General features: G+C 68.5%; 19 protein-coding genes. 8 read left to right on the forward strand and 11 right to left on the reverse strand.

What is annotated here, in order from left to right:
* Positions 1 to 16 precede the first annotated feature (16 nt).
* The 3 genes from ACQ260_RS00760 to ACQ260_RS00770 form a co-directional block, all read right to left on the reverse strand.
* The gene (locus ACQ260_RS00760; RefSeq protein ID WP_432557485.1) at positions 17 to 697 is read right to left on the reverse strand and encodes a potassium channel family protein; all 681 of its coding nucleotides are present in this window, start codon (positions 695 to 697) and stop codon (positions 17 to 19) included.
* A 61-nt stretch (positions 698 to 758) separates the two neighbouring features.
* Positions 759 to 1,943: a hypothetical protein gene (locus ACQ260_RS00765; protein WP_432557486.1), complete on the reverse strand. Its 1,185-nt coding sequence runs from the start codon at positions 1,941 to 1,943 to the stop codon at positions 759 to 761.
* Positions 1,940 to 2,500, reverse strand: a complete 561-nt coding sequence (locus ACQ260_RS00770; protein ID WP_432557487.1) for an RNA polymerase sigma factor — start codon at positions 2,498 to 2,500, stop codon at positions 1,940 to 1,942. Before ACQ260_RS00770 ends, ACQ260_RS00765 begins: the two co-directional genes overlap by 4 nt.
* Before the next feature lie 181 nt (positions 2,501 to 2,681).
* Between ACQ260_RS00770 and ACQ260_RS00775 the strand changes: the two genes are divergently transcribed.
* From ACQ260_RS00775 to ACQ260_RS00785, 3 genes are all read left to right on the forward strand, one after another.
* The gene (locus ACQ260_RS00775) at positions 2,682 to 3,947 is read left to right on the forward strand and encodes a class I SAM-dependent RNA methyltransferase (protein WP_432557488.1); all 1,266 of its coding nucleotides are present in this window, start codon (positions 2,682 to 2,684) and stop codon (positions 3,945 to 3,947) included.
* A 196-nt stretch (positions 3,948 to 4,143) separates the two neighbouring features.
* On the forward strand, positions 4,144 to 7,026 hold the full coding sequence (locus ACQ260_RS00780; RefSeq protein WP_432557489.1) for an aconitate hydratase: 2,883 nt from the start codon (positions 4,144 to 4,146) through the stop codon (positions 7,024 to 7,026).
* Between the two features lie 150 nt (positions 7,027 to 7,176).
* Positions 7,177 to 7,827 (forward strand): DUF1707 SHOCT-like domain-containing protein, encoded by a 651-nt coding sequence (locus ACQ260_RS00785; protein ID WP_432557490.1) that lies wholly within the window; start codon positions 7,177 to 7,179, stop codon positions 7,825 to 7,827.
* Positions 7,828 to 7,851: 24 nt separating this feature from the next.
* Here the strand turns inward: ACQ260_RS00785 and ACQ260_RS00790 are convergent, their stop codons facing one another.
* The 3 genes from ACQ260_RS00790 to ACQ260_RS00800 form a co-directional block, all read right to left on the reverse strand.
* Entirely contained in the window at positions 7,852 to 10,491 is a 2,640-nt protein-coding gene (locus tag ACQ260_RS00790; protein ID WP_432557491.1) for a polynucleotide kinase-phosphatase, read from the reverse strand.
* Entirely contained in the window at positions 10,484 to 11,923 is a 1,440-nt protein-coding gene (locus tag ACQ260_RS00795; RefSeq protein WP_432557492.1) for a 3' terminal RNA ribose 2'-O-methyltransferase Hen1, read from the reverse strand. The genes ACQ260_RS00790 and ACQ260_RS00795 overlap by 8 nt, the downstream gene beginning before the upstream one ends.
* A gap of 66 nt (positions 11,924 to 11,989) precedes the next feature.
* Positions 11,990 to 12,409, reverse strand: a complete 420-nt coding sequence (locus ACQ260_RS00800) for an HIT family protein (RefSeq protein WP_432557493.1) — start codon at positions 12,407 to 12,409, stop codon at positions 11,990 to 11,992.
* A gap of 109 nt (positions 12,410 to 12,518) precedes the next feature.
* On the opposite strand from ACQ260_RS00800, the gene ACQ260_RS00805 reads away from it, so the two are divergent.
* Both ACQ260_RS00805 and dxs read left to right on the forward strand, forming a co-directional pair.
* Complete coding sequence (locus ACQ260_RS00805; RefSeq protein WP_432557494.1) at positions 12,519 to 12,932, forward strand: hypothetical protein; 414 nt, start codon at positions 12,519 to 12,521, stop codon at positions 12,930 to 12,932.
* 89 nt (positions 12,933 to 13,021) lie between these two features.
* The gene (gene dxs, locus ACQ260_RS00810; protein ID WP_432557495.1) at positions 13,022 to 14,938 is read left to right on the forward strand and encodes a 1-deoxy-D-xylulose-5-phosphate synthase; all 1,917 of its coding nucleotides are present in this window, start codon (positions 13,022 to 13,024) and stop codon (positions 14,936 to 14,938) included.
* 4 nt (positions 14,939 to 14,942) lie between these two features.
* Here dxs and ACQ260_RS00815 read toward each other — a convergent pair whose 3' ends face one another.
* From ACQ260_RS00815 to ACQ260_RS00830, 4 genes are all read right to left on the reverse strand, one after another.
* Complete coding sequence (locus ACQ260_RS00815) at positions 14,943 to 16,172, reverse strand: MFS transporter (protein WP_432557496.1); 1,230 nt, start codon at positions 16,170 to 16,172, stop codon at positions 14,943 to 14,945.
* A complete protein-coding gene (locus tag ACQ260_RS00820) occupies positions 16,169 to 16,846 on the reverse strand; it encodes a Crp/Fnr family transcriptional regulator (protein ID WP_432557497.1) in 678 nt (225 codons plus the stop codon). Before ACQ260_RS00820 ends, ACQ260_RS00815 begins: the two co-directional genes overlap by 4 nt.
* 44 nt (positions 16,847 to 16,890) lie before the next feature.
* Positions 16,891 to 18,147 (reverse strand): HRDC domain-containing protein, encoded by a 1,257-nt coding sequence (locus tag ACQ260_RS00825; RefSeq protein ID WP_432557498.1) that lies wholly within the window; start codon positions 18,145 to 18,147, stop codon positions 16,891 to 16,893.
* Between the two features lie 71 nt (positions 18,148 to 18,218).
* Positions 18,219 to 18,803, reverse strand: a complete 585-nt coding sequence (locus ACQ260_RS00830; protein WP_432557499.1) for a DUF3000 domain-containing protein — start codon at positions 18,801 to 18,803, stop codon at positions 18,219 to 18,221.
* 110 nt (positions 18,804 to 18,913) lie between these two features.
* Between ACQ260_RS00830 and hemE the strand changes: the two genes are divergently transcribed.
* From hemE to ACQ260_RS00845, 3 genes are read left to right on the forward strand one after another with little or no spacing between them, the layout of a single operon-like run.
* Complete coding sequence (gene hemE, locus ACQ260_RS00835) at positions 18,914 to 20,008, forward strand: uroporphyrinogen decarboxylase (RefSeq protein ID WP_432557500.1); 1,095 nt, start codon at positions 18,914 to 18,916, stop codon at positions 20,006 to 20,008.
* 23 nt (positions 20,009 to 20,031) lie between these two features.
* Positions 20,032 to 20,685 carry a hydrogen peroxide-dependent heme synthase gene (gene hemQ / locus ACQ260_RS00840; protein ID WP_432558343.1) on the forward strand — a complete coding sequence of 218 codons (654 nt, stop codon included), beginning with the start codon at positions 20,032 to 20,034 and terminating at the stop codon, positions 20,683 to 20,685.
* A gap of 60 nt (positions 20,686 to 20,745) precedes the next feature.
* A complete protein-coding gene (locus tag ACQ260_RS00845) occupies positions 20,746 to 21,684 on the forward strand; it encodes an NADP-dependent oxidoreductase (protein ID WP_432557501.1) in 939 nt (312 codons plus the stop codon).
* Between the two features lie 45 nt (positions 21,685 to 21,729).
* On the opposite strand, the gene msrB is transcribed toward ACQ260_RS00845, so the two are convergent.
* Positions 21,730 to 22,158, reverse strand: a complete 429-nt coding sequence (msrB, locus tag ACQ260_RS00850; protein ID WP_432557502.1) for a peptide-methionine (R)-S-oxide reductase MsrB — start codon at positions 22,156 to 22,158, stop codon at positions 21,730 to 21,732.
* Between the last annotated feature and the right edge of the window lie 5 nt (positions 22,159 to 22,163).

The raw sequence follows: 22,163 nt of genomic DNA on the forward strand, positions 1-22,163 counted from the left end.
GCGGTTCTCGAACGGTTCAGTGTCGACGGGGTGGGGCACCGAGGACGGCCTCGACATCGCTGACCCGCTCGGTCTCACAGGCGGCATAAGCGAGATCCCCGTCCTGGAAGATGGTGTCCGCCCGAGGAACCATGCCGGTGCCCACCCGCAACAGGAACGGGATGGGGGTGCGGGCGGCCTCCTGCATGCGGCCGACGGTCTGGCCCACCCAGTCGGGGTGGACGTGCACTTCGAGCAGGCCGACGGTGCCGGCGCGATCCCGCCACACCGGCTCGGACCCCTCGGGCAGAAGCCGTCGAAGCACCCGGTCGGCAGCCCACCGGACGGTGGCCACTGTGGGGATGCCGAGGCGTTCATAGACCTCCGCACGGTCGGGGTCATAAATGCGGGCGACAACGTTCTCGATGTCGAAGAACTCCCGCACGACCCGGGCGGCAAGGATGTTGGAGTTGTCGCCGCTCGACACCGCGGCGAAGCCGTCGGCCTCCTCGATTCCTGCCTTGAGCAGCACATCCCGGTCGAACCCGACCCCCTTGACCGTGCGGCCTGCGAAGGTGGGGCCCAACCGGCGGAAGGCATCGACGTCAACGTCGATCACCGCAACGCTGTGGCCGCGTTTCTCGAGGCTGTTGGCCAGCCGCGAACCCACGCGGCCGCAGCCCATGATGACGATGTGCACGTTGCTGAATGTACCCATTCGACGGCCCCCGCGCCGCTCCCGGTGCGATCGGTGAGCGGCGCGGAGCGCTGATCGTGGGTCAGGAACCGGAGCCGCTCACCGGGCGCTGGTGGCCCAGGACGGTGCCGTCACGGAGCGTGAGGGTATAGGTGCTCGCGCTCGGCCCGGTGGCCGCCTGTGCGTGGGCTGCGCCCTGCGGGAGGGGCCAGCGGGCACGGAACGTCCCGTCGCGCACCTCGGCCACCGTGTCCCGGCCGTCCGCGTGCACGGTCACCCCGATGACGTCGGAACCGACCAGTCCGCCGGCGGTGCCGATCCCGCCATCCGAACCGACCCCACCGCCGCGTTCGACCCGTCCGATCTCCCGCGGCCCGGGTCGCGGGCCACGGTCCATGCCGTCGTCCACGCCGGTGCGCACGGAGCCGTCGACCAGGGTCACGTCGAAACGGATGTCGGTGATCATGGGCTCCTCGAACGGTCCCTGCACGGGCCACCACGCGGCGAACACCCCGTCGGTCACCGTCGCGTCCAGCGTGAGCCCGTTCGCGTGGATCGTGACCGACCGGACGTCAGCGCCGACCCTGCCGGACGTGTCCGCATAGCCACCGTCCGCTCCACCTTTCAGCCCGTTGCCGAAACTGCGCAGTTCGTCCGGGCCGAGCGGGGGCCTCGGCGGGGTTTCGGTCGTGGCGATGCCGCCACCGCCGGCCACGGGCCGGGTGGGGCGATCGGCGTCGAACATGCACGAATAGGTCGAGTCGTTATCGGTCACCAGGGACACCAGGATGACCTCGCCGCGTTGCTCGGCCAGCACCGTGCGGGCGGTCTCCGCGCGCGGCTGGGGCTGGGGCCCGCCACCGCGGGAACCGGTCGCCCGCTCGGCCAAGACCTTCTGACAGGCGTCGACAGCCTTGTCCCTGGTCGCGCCCGTCACGGGGATGGGTTCGGCGGTCCAGGTGGCGTACGCCGGCGTCACCGGCCACAGACTCGGCAGCGTGGCGGCGGCCACGGCGAAGGCTGCGGCGGCGGCTCCGATGGCCACCCAGCGGGCACGGGGGCGACCCGACGACAGCGATCGCGTCGGCCGCCGCTGTTCGTCTGACGGCGGGCCGCCGGGGGTGCCGGGCTGGGCGGGGGACGGGGTGGCGGTGATGTGCTCGAGCAACGCGTCGGCGCGCCCACGGGCATCGGTGCCGAGGTCGTCCGGTGCGGGGTCGAGGGTGCGCAGCAGGTCGTCGAGGCGGTCGTCGCGGTCGGGAGTCATGGCAGAACCTCCTGGGTGGTCGAGGAAGCACGGGAAGAAGCGGGTCGCGAGGCAGACGGCGGGGACCCGAGCTCGCGGCGCAGGGCGGCGCGGGCGCGGGCGAGGCGTACGCGGACCGCGCCGGGGGTCAGCTCGAGGACCGCGCCCACCTGGGCGGCGGTGAGCCGCTCGAACACCACGAGGGCAAGAACCTCCTGATCGGTGTCGCGCAGGCGTTTCCACGCCCGGGCGAGATCGGCCCGCAGGATCGCCGCGTCGGTGTCGCCATCGGGGAGTCCGGGCGCGCTGTCGTGGTCGATGAGCCGCACCAGGAGCCCGTCCCGACGGCGTTCGGATCGCCGGTCGTTGAGCAGGCAATGGCGCGCGATCCCGAACAGCCAGGCCCGGGCGTCCCCCGGATCGTCCGGGAGATCGGCGATCCGTCGCCAGGCGATGAGAAATGCGTCGGCGGCGACGTCCTCCGCGCGCTCGGGTTCGGTGCGCCGGCGGGCAAAGCGCACAACGTCGGCATAACTGTCCGCGAACGCTGCGCGGAAGCGTTGCTCGCTCGGTCTCATGTGTCTCACATCCCGTACCTGTCCGGATCCTGCCGCAGCGTTACATGTCCTCGCTGCGGATCGAAACGACTTGCTGCCGGCGCCGCCCGTGAGGATCCGCTGGCCTATCGTCTGATCGGCACCGGTCGGCAGCCGGCTCCTCCGAGCCCGCCCCCGTCGCGCCGGTCGGAGGAGAGGCAGCATGTCTGAACCCACGGAAGCGTCCGACCCCAACCCTGTCCCCGGGGACGGTCTGATCGTCGGACCCGTCACGGTGGGCGAGGTCGCGCACGGCGGCCACTGTGTGGCACGGGTCGCGGACCCGTCGGCAGGGTCCGGTGGTCGGGTGGTGTTCGTCCGTCACGCGTTGCCCGGCGAGCAGGTGCTCGTCCGGCTCACCGACACCTCGCACCAGCGGTTCTGGCGCGGCGATGCGGTGGAGATCGTGGTCGGGGCGTCGGATCGTCGACCGCCGCCCTGTCCCGCCTTTCGCCCCGGTGGATGTGGTGGCTGCGACTTCCAGCACGCGACCGAAGACGCGCAGCGAGACCTGAAGCGACGCGTGGTCGCCGAACAACTCCGGCGGCTCGGGGGGATCGAGTGGGCCGGTGAAGTCGAAGAAGTCGCGCCGGTGTGGGCCTGGCGGACCCGGATGCGTTATCTGCTCACGCCCGACGGGCCGGGGCTGCGCGCCCATCGATCCCATGAGGTGATCCCGGTCCCGCCCGAGGGGTGCCGGATCGCCGCAGACCGAGGGGCGCTGGGGGAGATCATGCAGGACCTGGAAACGCATGCTTCGGGGGTCCGGCGCTCCGGAAGTGATCCGCTCAGCGGATCAGATCCGGACGGCGTGGAGACCATCCCCGAACTCCTGGTCGTCGCGAGTCCCGATGGGATCCGGACGGGTCCGCCAGGAAGCCGGGAGGCGATCGAAGAGCGGGCGGGCGGCCGGACCTTCGGGCTCGACCTCGGCGGGTTCTGGCAGGTGCACCCGCGCGCGGCGGACGTGCTGGTGGCCGCGGTGCTGGACGGACTGGAGCCGGCGGCGGGGGAGCGCGCGTTCGATCTGTATTGCGGAGTCGGGCTGTTTGCCGGTGCCCTCGCCGATCGGGGCGTACGCGTCTGGGGCGTGGAGTCCGCGCGTCGCGCGATCGAGCATGCCCGGCGCAATGTGCCGGACGCACGCTTCAGCGTGGGCCGTGTGGAGCGGACCCTGCGTACGCTCCCGAAAACGACCGACCTCGTGGTGCTCGACCCGCCGCGTGCGGGGGCGGGTCGAGCGGTGCTCGAACAACTCACCCGAAGGCGACCCAGGGCGGTGGCGTATGTCGCCTGTGATCCGGCGGCGTTGGGCAGGGACGTGGCGTACGCGCAGGAACTCGGGTGGCGGATCCAGGAGATCCGCGCGTTTGATCTGTTCCCCCAGACCCACCACGTCGAATGTGTGGCGATCTTCACACGCTCCTGAGCGAGCCCTGTGCGCACGGGAAAACGAACAACCCGCGCGGGGGTGCCGCCACGTGGTTGGATGGGGGACGGGCAGTCCGCTGCCGTCATGAGAGCGTGCGCGGACGATACCGCCGAGGGTGGTATCTTGACGTCAAGAGACTTTCCTGGGGCACCCCATGCTCCGGGGGCAAACAACGAGTCCGGGAGTTGATTCCATGAGTGTCAACAGTTTTGGAGCCAAGGCCAACCTGGAGGTGGCCGGCAAGACGTATGAGATCTTCAAGCTCGACTCGGTGGTCGGGTCGGCTGATCTGCCGTACAGCTTGAAGATTCTCCTCGAGTGCCTCCTTCGCACCGAGGATGGCGCCAACGTGACCGCCGAAGACATCCGTGCGCTGGGTGAGTGGGATCCCTCGGCCAACCCGGACAAGGAAATCCAGTTCACGCCGGCCCGCGTCATCATGCAGGACTTCACCGGTGTGCCCTGCGTGGTCGACCTCGCCACCATGCGCGAGGCCATCGTGGAGATGGGTGGCGACGCCGACAAGGTGAACCCGCTGTCGCCGGCCGAGATGGTCATCGACCACTCCGTCATCGCCGACGTGTTCGGCACCGCCGATGCGTTCGTGCGCAACGTGGAGATCGAGTACGGCCGCAACGAGGAGCGGTACAAGTTCCTCCGCTGGGGCCAGACCGCCTTCGACGACTTCAAGGTCGTCCCCCCGGGCACCGGCATCGTCCACCAGGTCAACATCGAGCACCTCGCCCGTGTGGTGTTCCCGCGCGAGGTCAACGGCGTGCTGCAGGCGTACCCCGACACCTGCGTCGGCACCGACTCCCACACCACCATGGTCAACGGCCTCGGCGTCGTGGGCTGGGGCGTGGGCGGCATCGAGGCCGAGGCCGCGATGCTGGGCCAGCCCGTGTCGATGCTCATCCCGCGTGTGGTCGGCTTCAAGCTGTCCGGTGAGCTGAAGGAAGGCGTGACCGCGACCGACCTCGTGCTCACGATCACCGACATGCTGCGCAAGCATCAGGTCGTCGGCAAGTTCGTCGAGTTCTATGGCCCCGGCGTTTCCCAGGTGCCGCTGGCGAACCGCGCCACGATCGGCAACATGTCGCCGGAATACGGCTCCACGATCGCCGTCTTCCCGATCGACGACAAGACCACCGACTATCTGCGGCTGACCGGTCGTTCGGAGGAGCAGATCGAGCTGGTCGAGGCGTACGCCAAGGCGCAGGGCCTCTGGCACGACGACAACGCGGAGCCCCGCTATTCGGAGCACATGGAACTCGACCTGAGCACGGTCGTGCCGTCGATCGCCGGCCCGAAGCGTCCGCAGGATCGCATTGAGCTCTCCAAGTCGAAGAGCCAGTTCCGCAGCGATCTGCGCAACTATGTCAAGGACATCGAGCCCGCGCTGACTGCCCAGGACAAGGCTGCGGCCGACAGCTTCCCCGCCTCCGACGCCCCGGCCGCCGCTGCGGGTGAGGAGAAGTCCGGTGGCCTGCTGGGTGGCTTGCTGAACAAGGCCAAGAACGTCGTCGACACCGTCGTGGACAAGGTTGAGGACGTCGTCGAGGACGTCAAGGGGAAGACCGGCCAGGGTGATGCCCGTGCCGAGCGCAAGATCCCCGTGACGCTGGAGAGCGGCGAGCAGTTCGATCTCGACCATGGCGCCGTCGTGGTCGCGTCGATCACCTCCTGCACCAACACCTCCAACCCGAGCGTCATGCTCGCGGCGGCGCTGGTGGCGAAGAAGGCGGTCGAGAAGGGCCTGACCCGCAAGCCGTGGGTCAAGACCACCTTGGCCCCGGGCTCGAAGGTCGTCACCGACTACTACGACAAGGCCGGTCTGCAGCCCTACATGGACAAGATCGGGTTCAACCTGGTCGGTTATGGCTGCGTGACCTGCATCGGCAACACCGGCCCGATCATCCCCGAGGTGTCGGCCGCTGTGAACGAGCACGACCTCGCCGTCACCGCGGTGCTGTCCGGCAACCGCAACTTCGAGGGCCGCATCAGCCCCGACGTGAAGATGAACTATCTGGCCAGCCCGCCGCTGGTCGTCGTCTATGCGCTCGCCGGCACGATGGACATCGACCTGTACAACGATCCGATCGGGCAGGACGAGCAGGGCAACGACGTCTTCATGCGCGACATCTGGCCGACCACCGCGGAGATCGACGAGGCCATCTCGGTCATCGACGCCGACATGTTCGCGTCCCGCTATGCCGACGTCTTCGCCGGTGACGAGCGCTGGCAGAACCTGCCGACCCCGGCGGGCTCGACCTTCGCGTGGGAGGACGAGTCCACCTATGTCCGCAAGCCACCGTATTTCGAGGGCATGCCCGAGAACCCCGAGCCCGTCGGCGACATCACGGGCGCCCGGGTCCTGCTGAAGCTGGGCGATTCGGTCACCACCGACCACATCTCCCCGGCCGGCAACATCAAGGCGGACACCCCGGCGGGTCAGTACCTGATCTCCAAGGGCGTCGAGCCCCGGGACTTCAACTCCTACGGCTCCCGCCGTGGCAACCACGAGGTCATGATGCGCGGCACGTTCGCCAACATCCGCCTCCGCAACCAGGTGGCGCCCGGCACCGAGGGCGGCTACACCCGCGACTTCACCGCCGAGGGTGGCCCGGTCGGCTTCGTCTACGACGCCTCGGTGAACTACCAGGCCGCCGGCATCCCGCTGGTCGTGCTGGGTGGCAAGGAATACGGCTCCGGCTCCTCGCGTGACTGGGCCGCCAAGGGTTCCGCGCTGCTGGGCATCAAGGCCGTCATCACCGAGAGCTTCGAGCGCATCCACCGCTCGAACCTCATCGGCATGGGCGTCCTGCCGCTGCAGTTCCCCGACGGCGAGTCGGCCGACTCGCTGGGCCTGACCGGCGAGGAGGTCTTCGACATCGTCGGGATCACCGAGCTGAACAACGGCACTACGCCGCGGACGATGAAGGTCACCGCGACCAAGGCCGACGGCAGCAAGACCGAGTTCGACGCGGTCGTGCGCATCGACACGCCGGGCGAGCGGGAGTACTACCTGAACGGTGGCATCCTCCAGTACGTCCTGCGGAACATGGCCAAGGCCTGAGGTTGAGCTGACCGAGGCCTGACGGTCTTGGTCACCGCCCAGAAAGGGGCCCGGGGAACAATCCCGGGCCCCTTTCGCCGCTTCTCCAGCCTCGCTGAGGAACGTGCACGACGCCGGGCCGGGCCCGGGTTGCCGAGTAGGTTGACCCCCATGACTGATGGGCACCTTAGGGTCGGCACCGTTCAGCGCGAGAACGCTGTAGAGATCCTGCGGAACGCCGCCGCCGACGACCGGATCACGTTCGATGAACTCGATGACCGCGTGGCGGCGGCATTCCAGGCGAGGACCCAGCAGGATCTGGCGACCGTCCTTGGGGATCTGGTGCCGGCAGCTGACCTCGAACGGGCACTGACCGCAGTAATGCCGCTCCGAGATGGCCCTGGCTATGCGTGGGACAACCCCTTGATCTTCGAGAGCCTCGATGGCCGGGGTATCTATCTGACCGGCTTCTGGGAAGTCCCGCCGTTCCTGGAGCTTCGCCTTGCAAGAGGCAAAGCACGCGTCGACTTCTCCCGTGCCACCACCAAGGCGCCGGTCATCGACATCGAGGTCGTTGGCCAGAAGCCCACCTATCTGTTCGTGCCGGACGGGTGGGCTGTCGATGGCCAGCACATGAACGCGACCGCTTGGAGCGGCTACACCGGCATGAACGTGCGGACGCGTCCCCGACGGGGCTGTCCGCGTGTCATCGTGCGCGGCACGGGCATGGTGGTGGCGCGCGCTGCGACGCCGAAGGACATCGCACGCTCGGACAGGCACCTGGCCAAGGGGCGCCCTGCCCTGCCACCGGCGATCGACTGAGTCGGTGGGTGCTGCAGTCCCATCTCACAGGCGTGGATCGACGGCCTCGGACTCCATCGCCAGGACCGCGAACACCCGCTGGTGGACCTTCCAGAGCGGTTCGCCGGCGACGAACCCCTCCAGCGCATCCAGTCCCAGGGCATGCTCGCGCTCCGCGAGATGTCGCTTCTTGCCGAGCTGCCGCTTGCGCAACACGTCCAACGACTCGAGATAGTCAGGGCCATAGACGATCCGCAGGTATTCGCGGCCCCGCACCTTCAGGCCTGCCTGCCCGCCGCGGGCCCGGCCGACGGGCAGGTCGGGGACACGCATGCCAGCAGGCTTGACGACCATCCCCTCGCCACCGGAAGCGGTGAGGTCCAGCCACCAGTCGACGGCTGCCGCCTTCTCCGTGGCGGAGGTGAGATCGACGAACACGTGCCGAGTCGGGGTGAGGAACGGCGAGTCCAACCGAGCGAGTTCGGCCAGATGCCACTCATGCGGTTCGGTGATCGCCGGCGCGTGGCCCTCGACGGCGAGGATCTGGAACGGTGCCAGCGTGACGCCGGCGAGTCCGTCGGTCGGGCGACAGTACGCCGCGTAGGCATCCCGAAACTTCTCCGCGTTCGCCAGACGCCGCCGGCTCCGCTCTGCCAAGGTTGCCACGGCGCCGTGCGCATCGGCGTCGAGCCCCCGGGCGGCGGTCGCCTGGAGCACATCCAGAGCCACCGGCAGAGCGGCACGCGCCGCGGCACCGACTGCGGCGTACTGCGAACGGATCAACCCACCTGCCTTGGCCGACCACGGCAACAGCTCGCAGTCCAACGCCACCCAGTCGGTGTCCAGGGCAGTGAACAGGGGCAGGATCGCGTCGCGCACCCGGGCGACCAGGGTGGCGCCCGCGGGACCGGGGAAGAACGGTCGGCCCGTGCGGGTGAACACGGACCCGCTGCTGCCGTCCGCGATCCCGAACCGTCGTTCGGCAACCCCGGGGTCCCGTGCGATCACGGCGATCGCTCGTGAGCCCATGTGCTTCTCCTCGCAGACGACGCGACTGACGCCCCAGTTGGCATACTCTGCGAATGCCTCCTCCGGTCGCTCCAACCAACCTTCCAGCGTCGACGCGCGCGAGGGCGACATCGTGGGGGGCAAATAAATCAACCAGCGCGGATCGACGGCGAACCGGCTCATCACCTCCAGCGCGGCCGCCGCGTTCTCCTCGGGGATCTTCACCTTGCCCGCACGCGGGGCCTCCAGCCACCGGGCTCCGAGAACGTCGTCGATGTGCAGCACAGACGACTCGCGCCCGTCGGATTCCGCCTGCGCGGGTGGGGCGAGGGGGCGGGTGGGGGCGTACCACTCCTGTTCGGCCGGCACGGTCACCAACTCGAGCTCTGGATATCGCAACGCGGTGAGCGCGCCACCGAACACGCAGCCGGTGTCGATGCAGATCGTGTTGTTGAGCCATTCGGCGGTGGGAGTGGGCGTGTGGCCGAAGACCACGCGGGCGTCACCGCGGTAGTCCTTCGCCCATGGCAGCCGCACCGGCAGCCCGTATTCGTCGGTTTCACCGGTCGTGTCGCCATAGAGCGCGAAGGCGCGGACGCGCGCGGAGGTGCGCCCGTGGTAGGCCTCCTTGAGCCCTGCGTGGGCCACGACGAGTTTGCCGCCATCGAGCACGTAGTGGCTGATCAGCCCCGCCATGAAGTCCCGCGCCGCGCGGGTGAATTCCGGTGGTTCTGCGGCGAGCTGGGTGAGCGACTCCTCGAGCCCGTGGGCGATTCGCACCTTGCGGCCGTCGAGGGCGCGCACGAGCTTCACCTCGTGGTTGCCGGCGACGCACAGGGCCGTGCCGGCGGCGACCATGCCCATCACCAGCCGGAGTGAGCCGGTGATGTCGGGACCACGATCGACCAGATCGCCGACGAACACGGCGGTCCGCCCCTCGGGGTGGGTTGCGCCGATCGCCACGGGCACCGTCGTCCTGTGGCCGTCGGCTGCGGTCGCGTGCTCGATCTGCCACCCGAGGTCGGTGAGGAGAGTGCGCAACTCGCTCGCGCACCCGTGCACGTCGCCGATGATGTCGAACGGGCCGTGGAGGTCGGTGCGGTCGTTCCAGGAGCGCTCCCGGATGACGTCCGTCGCGCTGATCCGGTCGACTCCCCGGAGCACGTGCACGCGTCGGAAGCCCTCCCGCTTCGCCCGGCTGAGCGTGCGGTGGAGATCCCGCAACTGACGTTTGATGACGTCCCGGCCGAAATTCCGGTCCGCGCGGGCGGCGGTGCGCTCTGCGGCAACGCTCTCGGGGACGTCGAGGACGATCGCGTCGACCAGGACGTGGTGGCGTTTGGCCAGCGCGACCAGCTCGGCACGGGCCTTCGCTTGGACGTTCGTCGCGTCGACCACCGTGAGGAGGCCGCGGCGCAGCCGGGTCCCCACGATGTAGTGCAGGACATCGAACGCGTCCGCCGTCGCGTTCTGGTCGTTCTCGTCGTCCGCGACCAAGCCGCGGCAGAAGTCGCTCGAGATGACCTCCGTGGGCCGGAAGTGGGCGCGCGCGAACGTCGACTTCCCGCTGCCCGAGACACCGACGAGGAGGATGAGGCCACCTGCGGGTACGCCGATCGCCACCCGGTCGGTTGCGTCCGGGTGGTTGGCACGGGTGGGATCGGGGGTCTCAGTCACGGGTGAACACTCCCAACTGCGTGGGCGCGCCGTGCGTCGGGTCGGCGCGACCGATGCTGCGGATCTCGACCAGATAGCCGTGCGCGCCCGCGACGCGGTCGCACCAGGCGGCGAACTCGGCGCGGTCCCACTCGAAGCGGTGGTCCGGGTGCCGCAGCAGCCCGGTCGGGGCCGCGGTGCCGCGCCCGGTGTCGAACACCGTGTTGTGCTCCCGGTTCGGCGTGCTCACGAGCACCGCGCCCGGGCGAGCCTCGGCGAAGACGACCCGCTCGAGCGCGCCGAGCCGGGACTCGTCGACGTGCTCGATGACCTCCATGAGGACAGCCGCATCGAAGCCGGCGAGCCGCGGATCGGCGTACGTCAGTGCACTCTGGAACACCTGCACCCGTTCGATCTCGCGCTCACTGCGATCGGGTCGGTCGAGCCACAGCCGGCGGGTGGCCTGCCGAAGCGCTCGGAGCGACACATCGGTGCCGACGATCCGGGTGAAACGTGATGTCGCGACCAACTGTTCGAGGAACGCGCCCGAACCGCAACCGAGGTCGATCACGGATTTGGCATCGAGTCCGACGAGCGTCCGGAGGATCTCCTCGTGTCGTTGGGCGTTCAGCGGGATCCGGTCGGCCGCGGGCATGTCGATGTCATCGGTGTCGGCAGCGGTGCCGTCGGCCGTCGTGAGCGCGGACTCGGTATCGCCGTCGAGCTCCGCGAGCCGGGCGAGCGCTTCGTCGACGAGACCCCGGCGGCGCAGATAGCGGCGTGTGATGAGCTCCCGATCGGGGTGGGCAGCGAGCCAGGCTCCACCCGAGCGCAACAGCTTGTCGACTTCATCGGGCCCTTGCCAATAGTGCTTTGCCTCGTCGAAGACCGGCAGCAGGACGTGGAGGTGTTTGAGTGCATCGGCGAGCCGGATCGTGCCGGTCAGCCGCAAACGCAGATAGCGAGAATCGCCCCAGTCGGGGAATGTCTCGTCGAGGCCGATCGGCTCGGCGGAGACGGTCCAGCCGAGCGGTTCGAAGATGCGTCGGGCGAGTTCGGCACCACCGTTGCAGGGGAGCACGGGGATGCCGAGCTCGAGCGGAATCGGTCTGTCGGCGAGCTCGGGGCGCGCGTTGCAGCGGCCGGCCCGTGCGGTGCTGAAGATGTCCGCCACCGCGACTCCGAGCAGGGAGGAGGCAGCGTAGGGGCGGTCGTTGACGTACTGCGCCAGGCTGAAGTCCGGCGAGTTGCCCGCGGTCCGGTGGCGCGCGAGCTCGATCCCGTCGATGTCGAGGATCAGCGCGGCGGTGCAGCGCTCGTCGGTCGCCTCCGGATAGCAGACGATCGCGGTGCCGAACGATTGACGGAAGTGCTGGACCCTGTCGGGATGCTTGTGCAGCAGGTAGCCGAGATCGGTGGCCGGGGAGTGGGTCGTCGAGATGGTGAGCAGCACGCGGTCAGTGTGCCCCAGGGCGTCGGCCGTCGGCGAAGGAGTTTTGGAAGTTGTCGACCCGAGCCGTTATGCGCAGGCGGCCTCCAGCGCTTCGCGGATGAGGGTTCCGTACGCCGCGAGCTCGCCCTCGGCGTACTTCACCCGTGGCCAGAAAAAGCCACGCAACCCATCACCTTTGGTGCGGGGCACGACGTGCACATGGAGATGGGGGATCGACTGGCTCACGACGTTGTTGAGAGCGACGAACGTCCCACTGCACCCGAGCGCGACCGGGAGCGCCGAGGCGACCCGTTGCACCTCGGCGAAAAACGGGCCGAGCGCTGCGGCGGGCAGATCGGGCAACGTGGCGGCGTGGGGGAGCGGACAGACGAGCACGTGACCCTTGAAGACGGGCCGATGGTCCAGGAACGCGATCACGTGGTCGTTGCGGAGCACGACCTCCGCGTCCGCCTCTCCGGCCGCGATCGAACAAACAATGTCGGACATGACGTCAATGATGCTGCGCAGGATCTCTGGGGCGGTGGCGACAGGCGTTGACGGAGTCGAACACCTCACCTAGAATCGAACACATATTCGATCAAGGGAAGGGCCGGACATGACCGTGCAGATGACGATGGTGTGTGGCGGCGAGCGCGTCGAGACCTCGCTCTATGTTCCCCCCGGCTGGCCGGAGGGTGTGCGCCCGCCGGGAGCGCCCGAATGGGAGACCACAGCCGTGGCTTGGTTGCTGGACTGTTGCCCGGCTGACTTCCGAAGCTATCCGGTGCTTCGCCGACATCCGGTGGTGTTGGCGGGGTTTGCCGCCCAGTTCGTCGAGAGCCAATATCGGGCGAGCCGGGCGGGCCTGACCGGCGTGCGCGACAGCCTGGGGGATCAGGTGCCGCCCCATGTGGTCGAGTCGGCCGTCGAGGCGTGGCAGGAGCAGGCGGCACATCTGGTGCGGGTGCGCCGGGCGGTCGCACTGGTCGAGGAGGCACTGCGGGGAAAGGTTTTCATTCGTCGTCTCTGACCGTGGTCCGGGGTTGGTGTGCCATCTGGCGACCCAGGTCCGAGATGCGGTGAGGGCGAATTGGGGGTGACGTGCCTAAACTGGCGATCATGCCTTTGTTGGATCGCATCAGGGGTCCGCGTGATCTCGAAAACCTGAACCGTGACGAGCTGACCCAGCTTGCCTCGGAGATCAGGTCCTTCCTGGTCACCAGCGTCAGCCGCACGGGCGGCCACCTCGGTCCCAATCTCGGTGTGGTGGAGCTCACTATCGCCCTGCACAGGGTCTTCGACTCGCCCAAGGACCCGATCGTTTTCGACACGGGCCACCAGAGCTACGTCCACAAGATCCTCACCGGACGACAGGACGGGTTTGCGGCGCTGCGGCAAAAGGGTGGCCTCTCGGGCTATCCGAGTCGCACCGAATCCGATCACGACTGGGTCGAGAGTTCGCACGCGTCCTCGTCACTGTCCTGGGCCGAGGGACTCGCCAAGGGATTTCGGCTCAAGGGCGAGGACCGCACGGTCGTTGCGGTGATCGGTGACGGCGCGCTCACCGGGGGCATGACCTGGGAAGCGGTCAACAACATCGCGGTGCAGAAGGATCTGCCGCTGGTGATCGTGGCCAACGACAATGGCCGTTCCTATACGCCGACGGTCGGCGGCATCGCTCGCCACCTGACCTCCCTGCGCACTGATCGGCGATATGAGCAGAGCCTCGATTTCATCCGCAAGGCCATGACCCAGACTCCGTTTGTCGGTCAAGCGGCTTATGACTGGTTCCACGGGCTGAAGATCGGCCTCAAGGACGTTCTCGCTCCGCAGGGCCTCTTTGCCGATCTTGGCATGAAATACGTGGGTCCGATCGACGGTCACGATCAGCAGGAACTCGAGCACGCTCTGCTCCAGGCCAAGCGGTTCGGTGGGCCGGTGATCGTCCACGTGCTCACTCAGAAGGGTCGGGGATTCGAGGCGGCTGAGCAGCATGAGGAGGACCGGTTCCACTCGGTCGGTCAGATCGACGAGATCACCGGTGAGCCTCTCGCAGTGAGCTCCAAGCGCTCCTGGACGGACGTGTTCTCCGAAGAGGTCCTCAAGATCGGTCACGATCGCCAGGATGTCGTCACGCTGACAGCGGCGATGCTGCACCCGACGGGCCTGCACAGATTCGCCGAGGCATTTCCTGAGCGCACGTTCGACGTGGGCATCGCCGAACAGCATGCCGTCGCCTCGGCCGCCGGGCTGTCCGCTGCCGGCCTGCACCCGGTCGTTGCGATCTATTCGACGTTCCTCAACCGGGCTTTCGACCAGGTGGTCATGGACGTCGCGCTCCACCGGCAGGGTGTCACATTCGTGCTCGACCGCGCCGGGATCACCGGCTCCGACGGTGCCAGCCACAACGGAGTCTGGGACTGCTCGATCCTGTCGGTCGTGCCGGGTCTGCATCTGGCGGCACCGCGGGACGAGACGCGCCTGCGCGAGGCGCTGCGCGCCGCCGTTGAGATCGATGACGCCCCCAGTGTGGTCAGGTTCGGCAAGGACAAGTTGCCGCCCGACATGGAGGCGGTGCGGAACATCGACGGCGTGGACGTGCTCGTGGAGTCCGAGGAGCAGCAGGTGCTTCTCGTGGCTCACGGCGCGTTCGTCACCCTCGGTCTGGAGGTGGCCGAAGGGCTCACCGCCCAAGGGATCGGGGTCACCGTGGTGGATCCGGTCTGGGCGCTTCCGGTCAACCCCGCGCTGGTGAGCCTGGCCGCCGATCATGATCTGGTGATCACGCTCGAGGATTCGGGCGTGGTCGGCGGACTCGGCTCGCGTCTGGCCCAAGAACTGGCCCGGAACGAGGTTGCGACTCCGATCCGTGAGTTCGGCGTCCCCGACAGGTTCCTGGACCACGGGTCCCGGAGCGAGATCATGGAAGAACTCGGTCTGGTGCCGCAGGAGCTCACCCGCTATGCGGTCGAGACCGTCCTGCGCGGGCAGCCGCACCCGGCGGATGACCCTGCCGTGGACACCCGGGAGGGCTGACGCCTTAGGTCAGATGTGGTCTTGCCACGCGCCGCGCGACCAGCACATAGATCAGCAGTCCGACCAGGGGCAGCACGCCGGCGGCCAGGAAGGTGTTCTGGAAGCCCAACGGCCCGACCAACGGACCCATGAGGACCGGTCCGAGACCGGTGGCGGCGTCGACCACGAGGAAATAGCTGGAGACCCCCAGCCCCATCTGGGTGGGTGACAGCCGGGACACCGCGATCGCTTGGCCGACCGACAGCAGGGTGCCATAGCCGAGCCCCAGCACCGCGGCGCCGATCAACAGCGCCGCCGGGCCACCGGCAAGCGCGGTCAATGCCATGCCGACGGTCACCAGCACCAGCAGCGGCAACGTGACAACGTCATCGTTGAGCCGGTCCTGGAGCACGCCGGCCCCGGGGCGGGAGACGGCGATCACCAAGGCATAGATCAGGAAGTACGAGGAAGCCGCGGGCACCAGCCCGCGTTCGGCGGCGAACATATTGAGGTACGCCAGCAACGTCGAGAACCCGATCGCACACAAGCCCACGACGATGCCGATCGGCAGGGCCGGCGGGGCGACCCAGGTGCGGGAGCGGGGTGCATCCGCCGGCGGACGACCGGACAATCGGGGGGCTGCCACCAGCGCGGCCCCGAGGGCTAACACCGCAAAGCCGACCGTCACGAGGAACACCGCACGCTGGCCGGCGCCCGTGTTGACCAACGACAGTGCCACGAACGGAGCCAGGCCGGTCGCGAGCGTCTGCCCCATCATCGACCAGCCCGAGGCCTCACCACGTCGCGAAGGCGGGGCGAGACCGATCGCGGCACCGACCAGTGCGGTGGCCGCGAAACCGAAGAACACCCCGTGCACCACGCGGATCACCAGCAGGGTCGCGAGGGTCGCCGGCAAGAGGTAGGCAAGGCAGGACAACACCAGTCCGATCAGCGAACCGAGCGACACTCGCCGCGAACCCAACCGGCCGATCGCACGCCCGGCCGGGAGCCTGGCGAGCACGGCGCCGAAGAAAAACGACGAACTGGCGATGCCGGCCATCGTCTCGGATGCCCCGAATTCCGCGACCGCATGGCCGGCCATGGTTGGCACCAGCAGGAAGAAGGTGAATCCGACCCCGAGGACCGAGAGGGCGCACATCGCGAATGGCAGCGTCCACAGCCGCGCGCGCGACGTGGCTGGGCGACTCTCTTCTCCGGTCGCGCTTTCCGGCAGGTCCCCGGTGGGTGAGGTCACACTTCGGCCCGCCTGATGAGTGCCTCGGCATCGTGGATCACCACACCGCGACGGCCGGCCAACTCGATCGCGCCGGCGTCGGCGAGTTCGCGCAGTCGGCGACTCAACGTCTCGGGGGTCGTCCCCAGATAGGAGGCGATGTCCTTTTTCGCCATCGGCAGTTCGAGGAGATCCCCGGCTGCCGTCGGGGAGGCGGGGAGTTCGAGCAAGTACGCCGCCACTCGTGCCCCGACATCCGCATTGCCGAAGGCCGCGAGCATCCGCTCCGCCGCAGCCAGCCGCTCGGCCTGCACCTGAAGCATCCGCACGGCGATGTCCGGGTAGCGCGCAACGAGCCGGGCAAGATCCTCATGGTGGAACGTGCAGAGCTGCGCGTCGGTCTCGGCGAACGCGAAATGGTCGGGGCGACGGCCCAGCACAAAGGACGTCTCACCGACGGCGTCGCCCTCGCCGAGCATGCGGATGAGCCGCTCTCGACCGCTGTCGAGCAGGTGGACCAGGCGGACCACACCCGAATGAACCACCAGCAGACGACGCATCGGGCTGCCTGCCGACATCACCTGCTCTCCGGCAGCCACGTGGACCGGTCGGGCAAAGCCGGCCACCTCGGCCTGCTGCTCGGGGTTGAGTGTCCGGAAGACCGGCACGCGGGTGACACAGGAATCGACAGGCACCACTCAACCTCCTCAGGTCCGTTCTGCCTGCCGGAAAGTCCTCGTCATCGGGCGTTCACCGTGCGCAGTGCCTCGGTAAGTGCTTCCGCTGTGAGCTCGCGCTGCCAGGGCCGGGCGCCATGGCCCGCGAGAAACTCGTCGACGGCTTCGCGGTCGAGGTCGGTCGGCGGTTGCCACGCCAAGCGGCGCCATGTGTCCGGCGTGAGCAGATTCTCCTGGGGGAGAAAGTGTTCCTCGGCGAGTTCGTTCACCACCTCGCGCAGTGCCAGATAGCGCGCGTGCGCGGCCGGGTCGCGATGCTCCCAGGAGCGCGGATTGGGCGGCCCGTCGTTGGGCAGGTGCAGCGGCGGCAAGCCGGACTTCGGCAGGGCGAGCGCTCGGTCGAGGGCCGCCGACCAGACCGACTCGAGACGGCGGGCGGGGCGTCGCTGGAATCCGGCGATCGCGCGCATGCTGGTCCTGGTGGGCTGCTGCACGGCCGCCAAATCGGCGATCGCCCTGTCCTGCAGGATCCGCCCGGGTGCGCGATCCTGGCTCCGGGCGATCTCGTCGCGGGCCAGCCACAACTCGCGCACGATTGCCATGCCGACCGGACTGCGGACCCCATGGATGCCGGACGTCCGCCGCCAGGGGTCCACCCGGGGGACCGGCGGCTCCCCGGCCTTGGCAGCGAGATGGGCGAACTCCTGGGCGGCCCACTCCGTCTTGCCGGCAGCATCCAACTCGCCCGCGAGAATGTCCCGCAACTCGATCAGCAACTCGACGTCGAGCGCGGCATAGGTCAACCAGTCCTTCGGCAGAGGACGCGTGGACCAGTCCGCCGCCGAGTGCTCCTTGAGCAGCTTCTTGCCGAAATAGACCTCGATCAGCGTCCCCAGGGCGACCCGGGGCAGACCCAGCAGCCGACCTGCCAGCTCGGTGTCGAACAGCCGACTGGGGATGAGGCCCACTTCGGCCAGGCAGGGCGTGTCCTGGCTGGCGGCGTGGATGATCCATTCGTCGCCGCCGATCGCCTGCTCGAGGGCGCCGAAGTCCGCCGGGGCGGCCTCGCTGGTGAACGGCACGGGATCGATCAGGACGGTGCCTGCACCGGCACGACGCAGCTGGATCAGATAAGCGCGCGCCGAATAGCGATAGCCCTGGGCCCGCTCGGCGTCGATCGCGACGGGTCCGGAACCCGCACGCAACGACTGAATCGCGTCGGCCAGGGCAGTCGGGGAGGCGATCACGTCGCCGAGCGGCTCTGCTGGGGCGCTGAGGACCGGCAGCTCCGCGATCTCGTCGCTCAGTTCGATCCCCACCCGCACACCCTATCGCCGTCGTGGGATTCGAGGCGATTCCGGTCGCGGCTCGGCCGGCCGGTCACCGGTCGTCAGCGACCTCGCGCTCGGCGCGCCGACGGAATCATGACGACGCCCTCCGGCAGCGGCGGAAGTCCGGCGAGGCTGCACAACAGATGATCCCAGGCACTCAGGTGGGCGGAGAGGCCTTCACCGTCGCGGAGCAGCGGAGTCCAGGACGCCCGAATCTCCACTTCCGCCCGCGCCGGCTCGCTCTCCAGGGAGCCGAACGATTGGCTGGCCACCGATGTGACCGTCCCGCTGGGGGCCGTGTAATCGGCGCCCTGACGCTCCAACGCATCCGTGAGCCAACTCCAGCCGACCTCCGGGAGCAGAGGATCGGCGACCAGCTCGGGTTCGACGTCGGCACGGGCAAAGCTCACGAGGCGGAAGTCGCCGTCCCAGGAATCGTTGCCCGCCGGATCGTGTAACAGGACGAGTCGGCCGTTGCCGAGCTCGAGGTCCTCGGACATGACGTCGGCGGTGATGGCAGCGGCGAACGGGGCGATGCGCTGTGGCGCCGGGATCTCGTCGATGCTGAGTTCCGGGCGCCAGACATGCGCGGACAGCTCCTGCAACGTCTTCGCGAACGAAGGAGGGAGCGCGCTGGTTTCCATGCCGAGACCCACCCTCGAAGCCTAATCGGGGCGATAGCTACACGGGTCGTCGACGCGCCGGGCGACGGACGCGGGGCTGTGACCTGGACCCGCCGTGTCAGGATGGCGCGGTGACCGATGCACCGTTGCTGGCCGCTGCCCGTCGAGACAATCCAGAGGATCTGGTTCCGGTCTGGTTCATGCGCCAGGCCGGTCGATCCCTGCCGGAATACAAGAAAGTCCGGGAGGGCATCACCATGTTGGATGCCTGCACGATGCCCGATCTCGTCCGTGAGATCACCATGCAGCCGGTGCGCCGCCATGACGTGGATGCCGCGATCTTCTATTCGGACATCATGGTGCCGGTGAAGGCGGCCGGCCTCGATCTCGACATCACGCCCGGGATCGGCCCGCAGATCGCGCAACCCATCCGGAGCCGGGCGGATCTCGACCGGCTGCCGGAGCTCACCCCCGACATGATCGGCTATATCGCCGAAGCGGTGGGCCTGGTCGTCGACGAACTCGGCGGACCGGAATCGGCGAAGCCCCTCATCGGTTTCGCCGGAGCTCCGTTCACCCTCGCCAGCTATCTGATCGAGGGGGGGCCCAGCAAGGACTACGCCCGGACAAAGGCGCTCATGGTGTCCGACCCTGACCTGTGGCACGACCTGTGCGCGCGGCTCGCTCAGATCTCCCAAGTGTTCCTGCAGGTTCAGGTCGCCGCAGGCGCGCGGGCGATCCAGCTCTTCGACTCGTGGGCCGGTTCGCTGCCCGCGCAGGACTATCAGCGTTATGTCATGCCGCACTCCGCCGGGGTTCTCGCGGCGCTGGGGGAGACCGGTGTGCCGCGGATCCACTTCGGCGTGGGCACGGGCGAGTTGTTGCCCCTGCTGGGTCAGGCCGGCGCTGACGTCCTGGGGGTCGACTGGCGCATTCCGCTCGATGAGGCGGCGCGGCGAGTCGGGCCTGCGTACGCCCTGCAGGGGAACCTGGACCCCGCCCTGCTCGGTGCGCCCTGGGCGGTGCTGGCCGAGCGGGTTCGCGACGTGATCCGCGCGGGGGCCGCCGCCGACGGCCACATCTTCAACCTCGGTCACGGCGTGCCGCCCACGACCGACCCGACGGTGCTCACCCGGATCGTCGAATTGATCCACACCGAAGGACCCGAACTCCGGCGGGCGGCCCGCGCCACCGCCGCTGATCAGCTCGAAAGGACGCACCCGTGACCAAGGCTCGCGACATCAACGAGATGCAGCGCTACACGATGTGGTCGGTGTTCGCCCGCACCGACATCGTCGAGGAGTCCCTCGCCGCGGACGCGATCGCCGCGATCGAGAAGGCCACCGACGGACAGGATCTGGTGATCCGGGGCTGGTACGACGTTGCCGGCCTCCGCGCCGACGCCGACGTGATGGTGTGGTGGCACGCACCGGAATACACCACCCTGCAGGCCGCCTATCACGCGTTCCGGGCCAGCGAGCTGGGGCGTACGCTCGAGCCGGTCTGGTCCCAGCTCGCGATCCACCGCCCGGCCGAGTTCAACAAGTCGCACGTGCCGGCATTCATGGCCGACGAGAACGCCAAGGCGAACATCTGTGTCTATCCGTTCGTGCGGTCGTACGAGTGGTATCTCCTGCCCGATGAGGAGCGCCGCGCGCTGCTGGTCGAGCACGGCAAGATGGGCCGGGAATACCCCGACGTCCGTGCGAACACCATGCAGTCGTTCGCGCTGGGAGACTATGAGTGGATCCTTGCCTTCGAGGCGGACGATCTCGGGCGCATCGTCGATCTCATGCGCATTCTCCGCGGCTCCGGCGCCCGGCGCCACGTCCGCGAGGAAGTGCCGTTCTTCACCGGTCACCGCCGTGAGCTCGCGGAGATCGTGCGGTCCTGGCGGGGCTGACCCCGGTCCGGCGGTTCCCCCTCGTGCCGGCGCACGGGGCCGCCCTGTGATGATGGCTTCATGAGAGCTGCGTTGATCGACCGCTTCGGGGGACCGGAGGAACTGCATATCGGCGAGGTCCCCGTGCCCGAGCCCAGCGCGGGGGAGGTGCTGGTCAGGATGCTGTCTGCGGGCACCAACCCGCTGGACTACAAGATCCGTGATGGCTCCTCAGGCATGGCCAAGAAGCTCACCGCCGATGACTTCCCCCTGATCCTCGGGCGGGAAGGCTGCGGCGTGGTCGAGGCGCTCGGGCCAGGTGTGAGCGGGCTGGAGGTGGGCCAAACCGTGTTCGGCATGCCGGCGCTCACCCACCGCGCCGGCTGCTATGCGGAATACGCGGCACTGCCGGTCAACTGCCTGGCCCCCGTGCCGGTCGATGCCGACCCCATCGTGTTCGGCGGGACCGCGCTGGTGTTGAGCACGGCGCTCACGGCCGCGATCGATCAAGGGCGGGTCTCCGAAGGCGAGAATGTCCTCATCCATGGCGGCACCGGTGGTGTCGGCCAGTTGGCGGTGCAGTTGTGCCGCCGCGCCGGCGCGCAGGTCTGGGCGACCGCGTCGACCCGCAACCAAGACCGGCTGGTCGACCTCGGTGCCAACCCGATCGACTATTCGACCCAGGACTTCACCCAGGCGAGCCCCAAGATGGATCTGATCATCGACGGCGCCTATTTCGACACGTTCCTGCCCAGCCTCGACCATCTCGTCGAGGGCGGCCGCATCGTCGTGCTGCCCTCGCTGGCCGATCTGACCCCGGCCAAGGAGCGCGGCATCGAGGCTCACATCCCGGTGTTCGGGCCGATGCCTGACCGCCTCGCCGAACTCGCACCGGATGTTGCCTCCGGCGCTCTGTCGATCGAGGTTGCGGAGGTGTTGCCGCTCGACCGGGTCGCCGACGCCCACCGGCAACTCGAAACAGGACACTCGCGCGGCAAGATCATCCTCGACCTCAGATGAGCGCGGCACCCGAACGTCGAAGGCCCGTGCCGGGCCCGCCCGCGGTCAGCTCTCCTCGGCGGGCTCCAGCACCATGGCGATCGAGTTGATGCAATAGCGCAGATCCGTCGGGGTCTTGTAGCCCTCACCACTGAACACGTGGCCCAGGTGGGAGTCACACGCGGCACAACGAACCTCTGTGCGCGGATAACCGAGCAGATGATCAGTGTGATAGGTCACCTGATCCTTCGCCAAGGGCGCAAAGAACGACGGCCAGCCGCAGTGCGAGTCGAACTTGGTCTCGCTGCGAAAGAGCTCCGCATCGCACGCCTTGCACCGATAGACACCCTCGGTCGTGGTGTCGGTGTATTTGCCCACGTGCGGCGGCTCCGTCGCGGCCTGTCGCAGCACTTTGAACTCGAAGTCACTGAGCTGGGCACGCCACTCGGCCTCGGTCTTGATGACGGTGGGCTTGATCTCCTGCGCTTCTGCCATGTGTG

This window comes from Ammonicoccus luteus, from assembly GCF_050880385.1.
In the GTDB taxonomy this organism is placed as follows: Bacteria; Actinomycetota; Actinomycetes; order Propionibacteriales; family Propionibacteriaceae; genus Enemella.

What these genes read in the sequence shown, in the direction of transcription:
- ACQ260_RS00800 (WP_432557493.1), bottom strand. Translation starts at nt 12,409, where the DNA reads ATGTCCGACATTGTTTGTTCGATCGCGGCCGGAGAGGCGGACGCGGAG.
- msrB (WP_432557502.1), bottom strand. Translation starts at nt 22,158, where the DNA reads ATGGCAGAAGCGCAGGAGATCAAGCCCACCGTCATCAAGACCGAGGCC.
- ACQ260_RS00830 (WP_432557499.1), bottom strand. Translation starts at nt 18,803, where the DNA reads ATGGAAACCAGCGCGCTCCCTCCTTCGTTCGCGAAGACGTTGCAGGAG.
- ACQ260_RS00765 (WP_432557486.1), bottom strand. Translation starts at nt 1,943, where the DNA reads ATGACTCCCGACCGCGACGACCGCCTCGACGACCTGCTGCGCACCCTC.
- dxs (WP_432557495.1), top strand. Translation starts at nt 13,022, where the DNA reads ATGCCTTTGTTGGATCGCATCAGGGGTCCGCGTGATCTCGAAAACCTG.
- ACQ260_RS00780 (WP_432557489.1), top strand. Translation starts at nt 4,144, where the DNA reads ATGAGTGTCAACAGTTTTGGAGCCAAGGCCAACCTGGAGGTGGCCGGC.
- ACQ260_RS00760 (WP_432557485.1), bottom strand. Translation starts at nt 697, where the DNA reads ATGGGTACATTCAGCAACGTGCACATCGTCATCATGGGCTGCGGCCGC.
- ACQ260_RS00805 (WP_432557494.1), top strand. Translation starts at nt 12,519, where the DNA reads ATGACCGTGCAGATGACGATGGTGTGTGGCGGCGAGCGCGTCGAGACC.
- ACQ260_RS00770 (WP_432557487.1), bottom strand. Translation starts at nt 2,500, where the DNA reads ATGAGACCGAGCGAGCAACGCTTCCGCGCAGCGTTCGCGGACAGTTAT.
- hemQ (WP_432558343.1), top strand. Translation starts at nt 20,032, where the DNA reads ATGCAGCGCTACACGATGTGGTCGGTGTTCGCCCGCACCGACATCGTC.
- ACQ260_RS00775 (WP_432557488.1), top strand. Translation starts at nt 2,682, where the DNA reads ATGTCTGAACCCACGGAAGCGTCCGACCCCAACCCTGTCCCCGGGGAC.
- ACQ260_RS00785 (WP_432557490.1), top strand. Translation starts at nt 7,177, where the DNA reads ATGACTGATGGGCACCTTAGGGTCGGCACCGTTCAGCGCGAGAACGCT.
- ACQ260_RS00845 (WP_432557501.1), top strand. Translation starts at nt 20,746, where the DNA reads ATGAGAGCTGCGTTGATCGACCGCTTCGGGGGACCGGAGGAACTGCAT.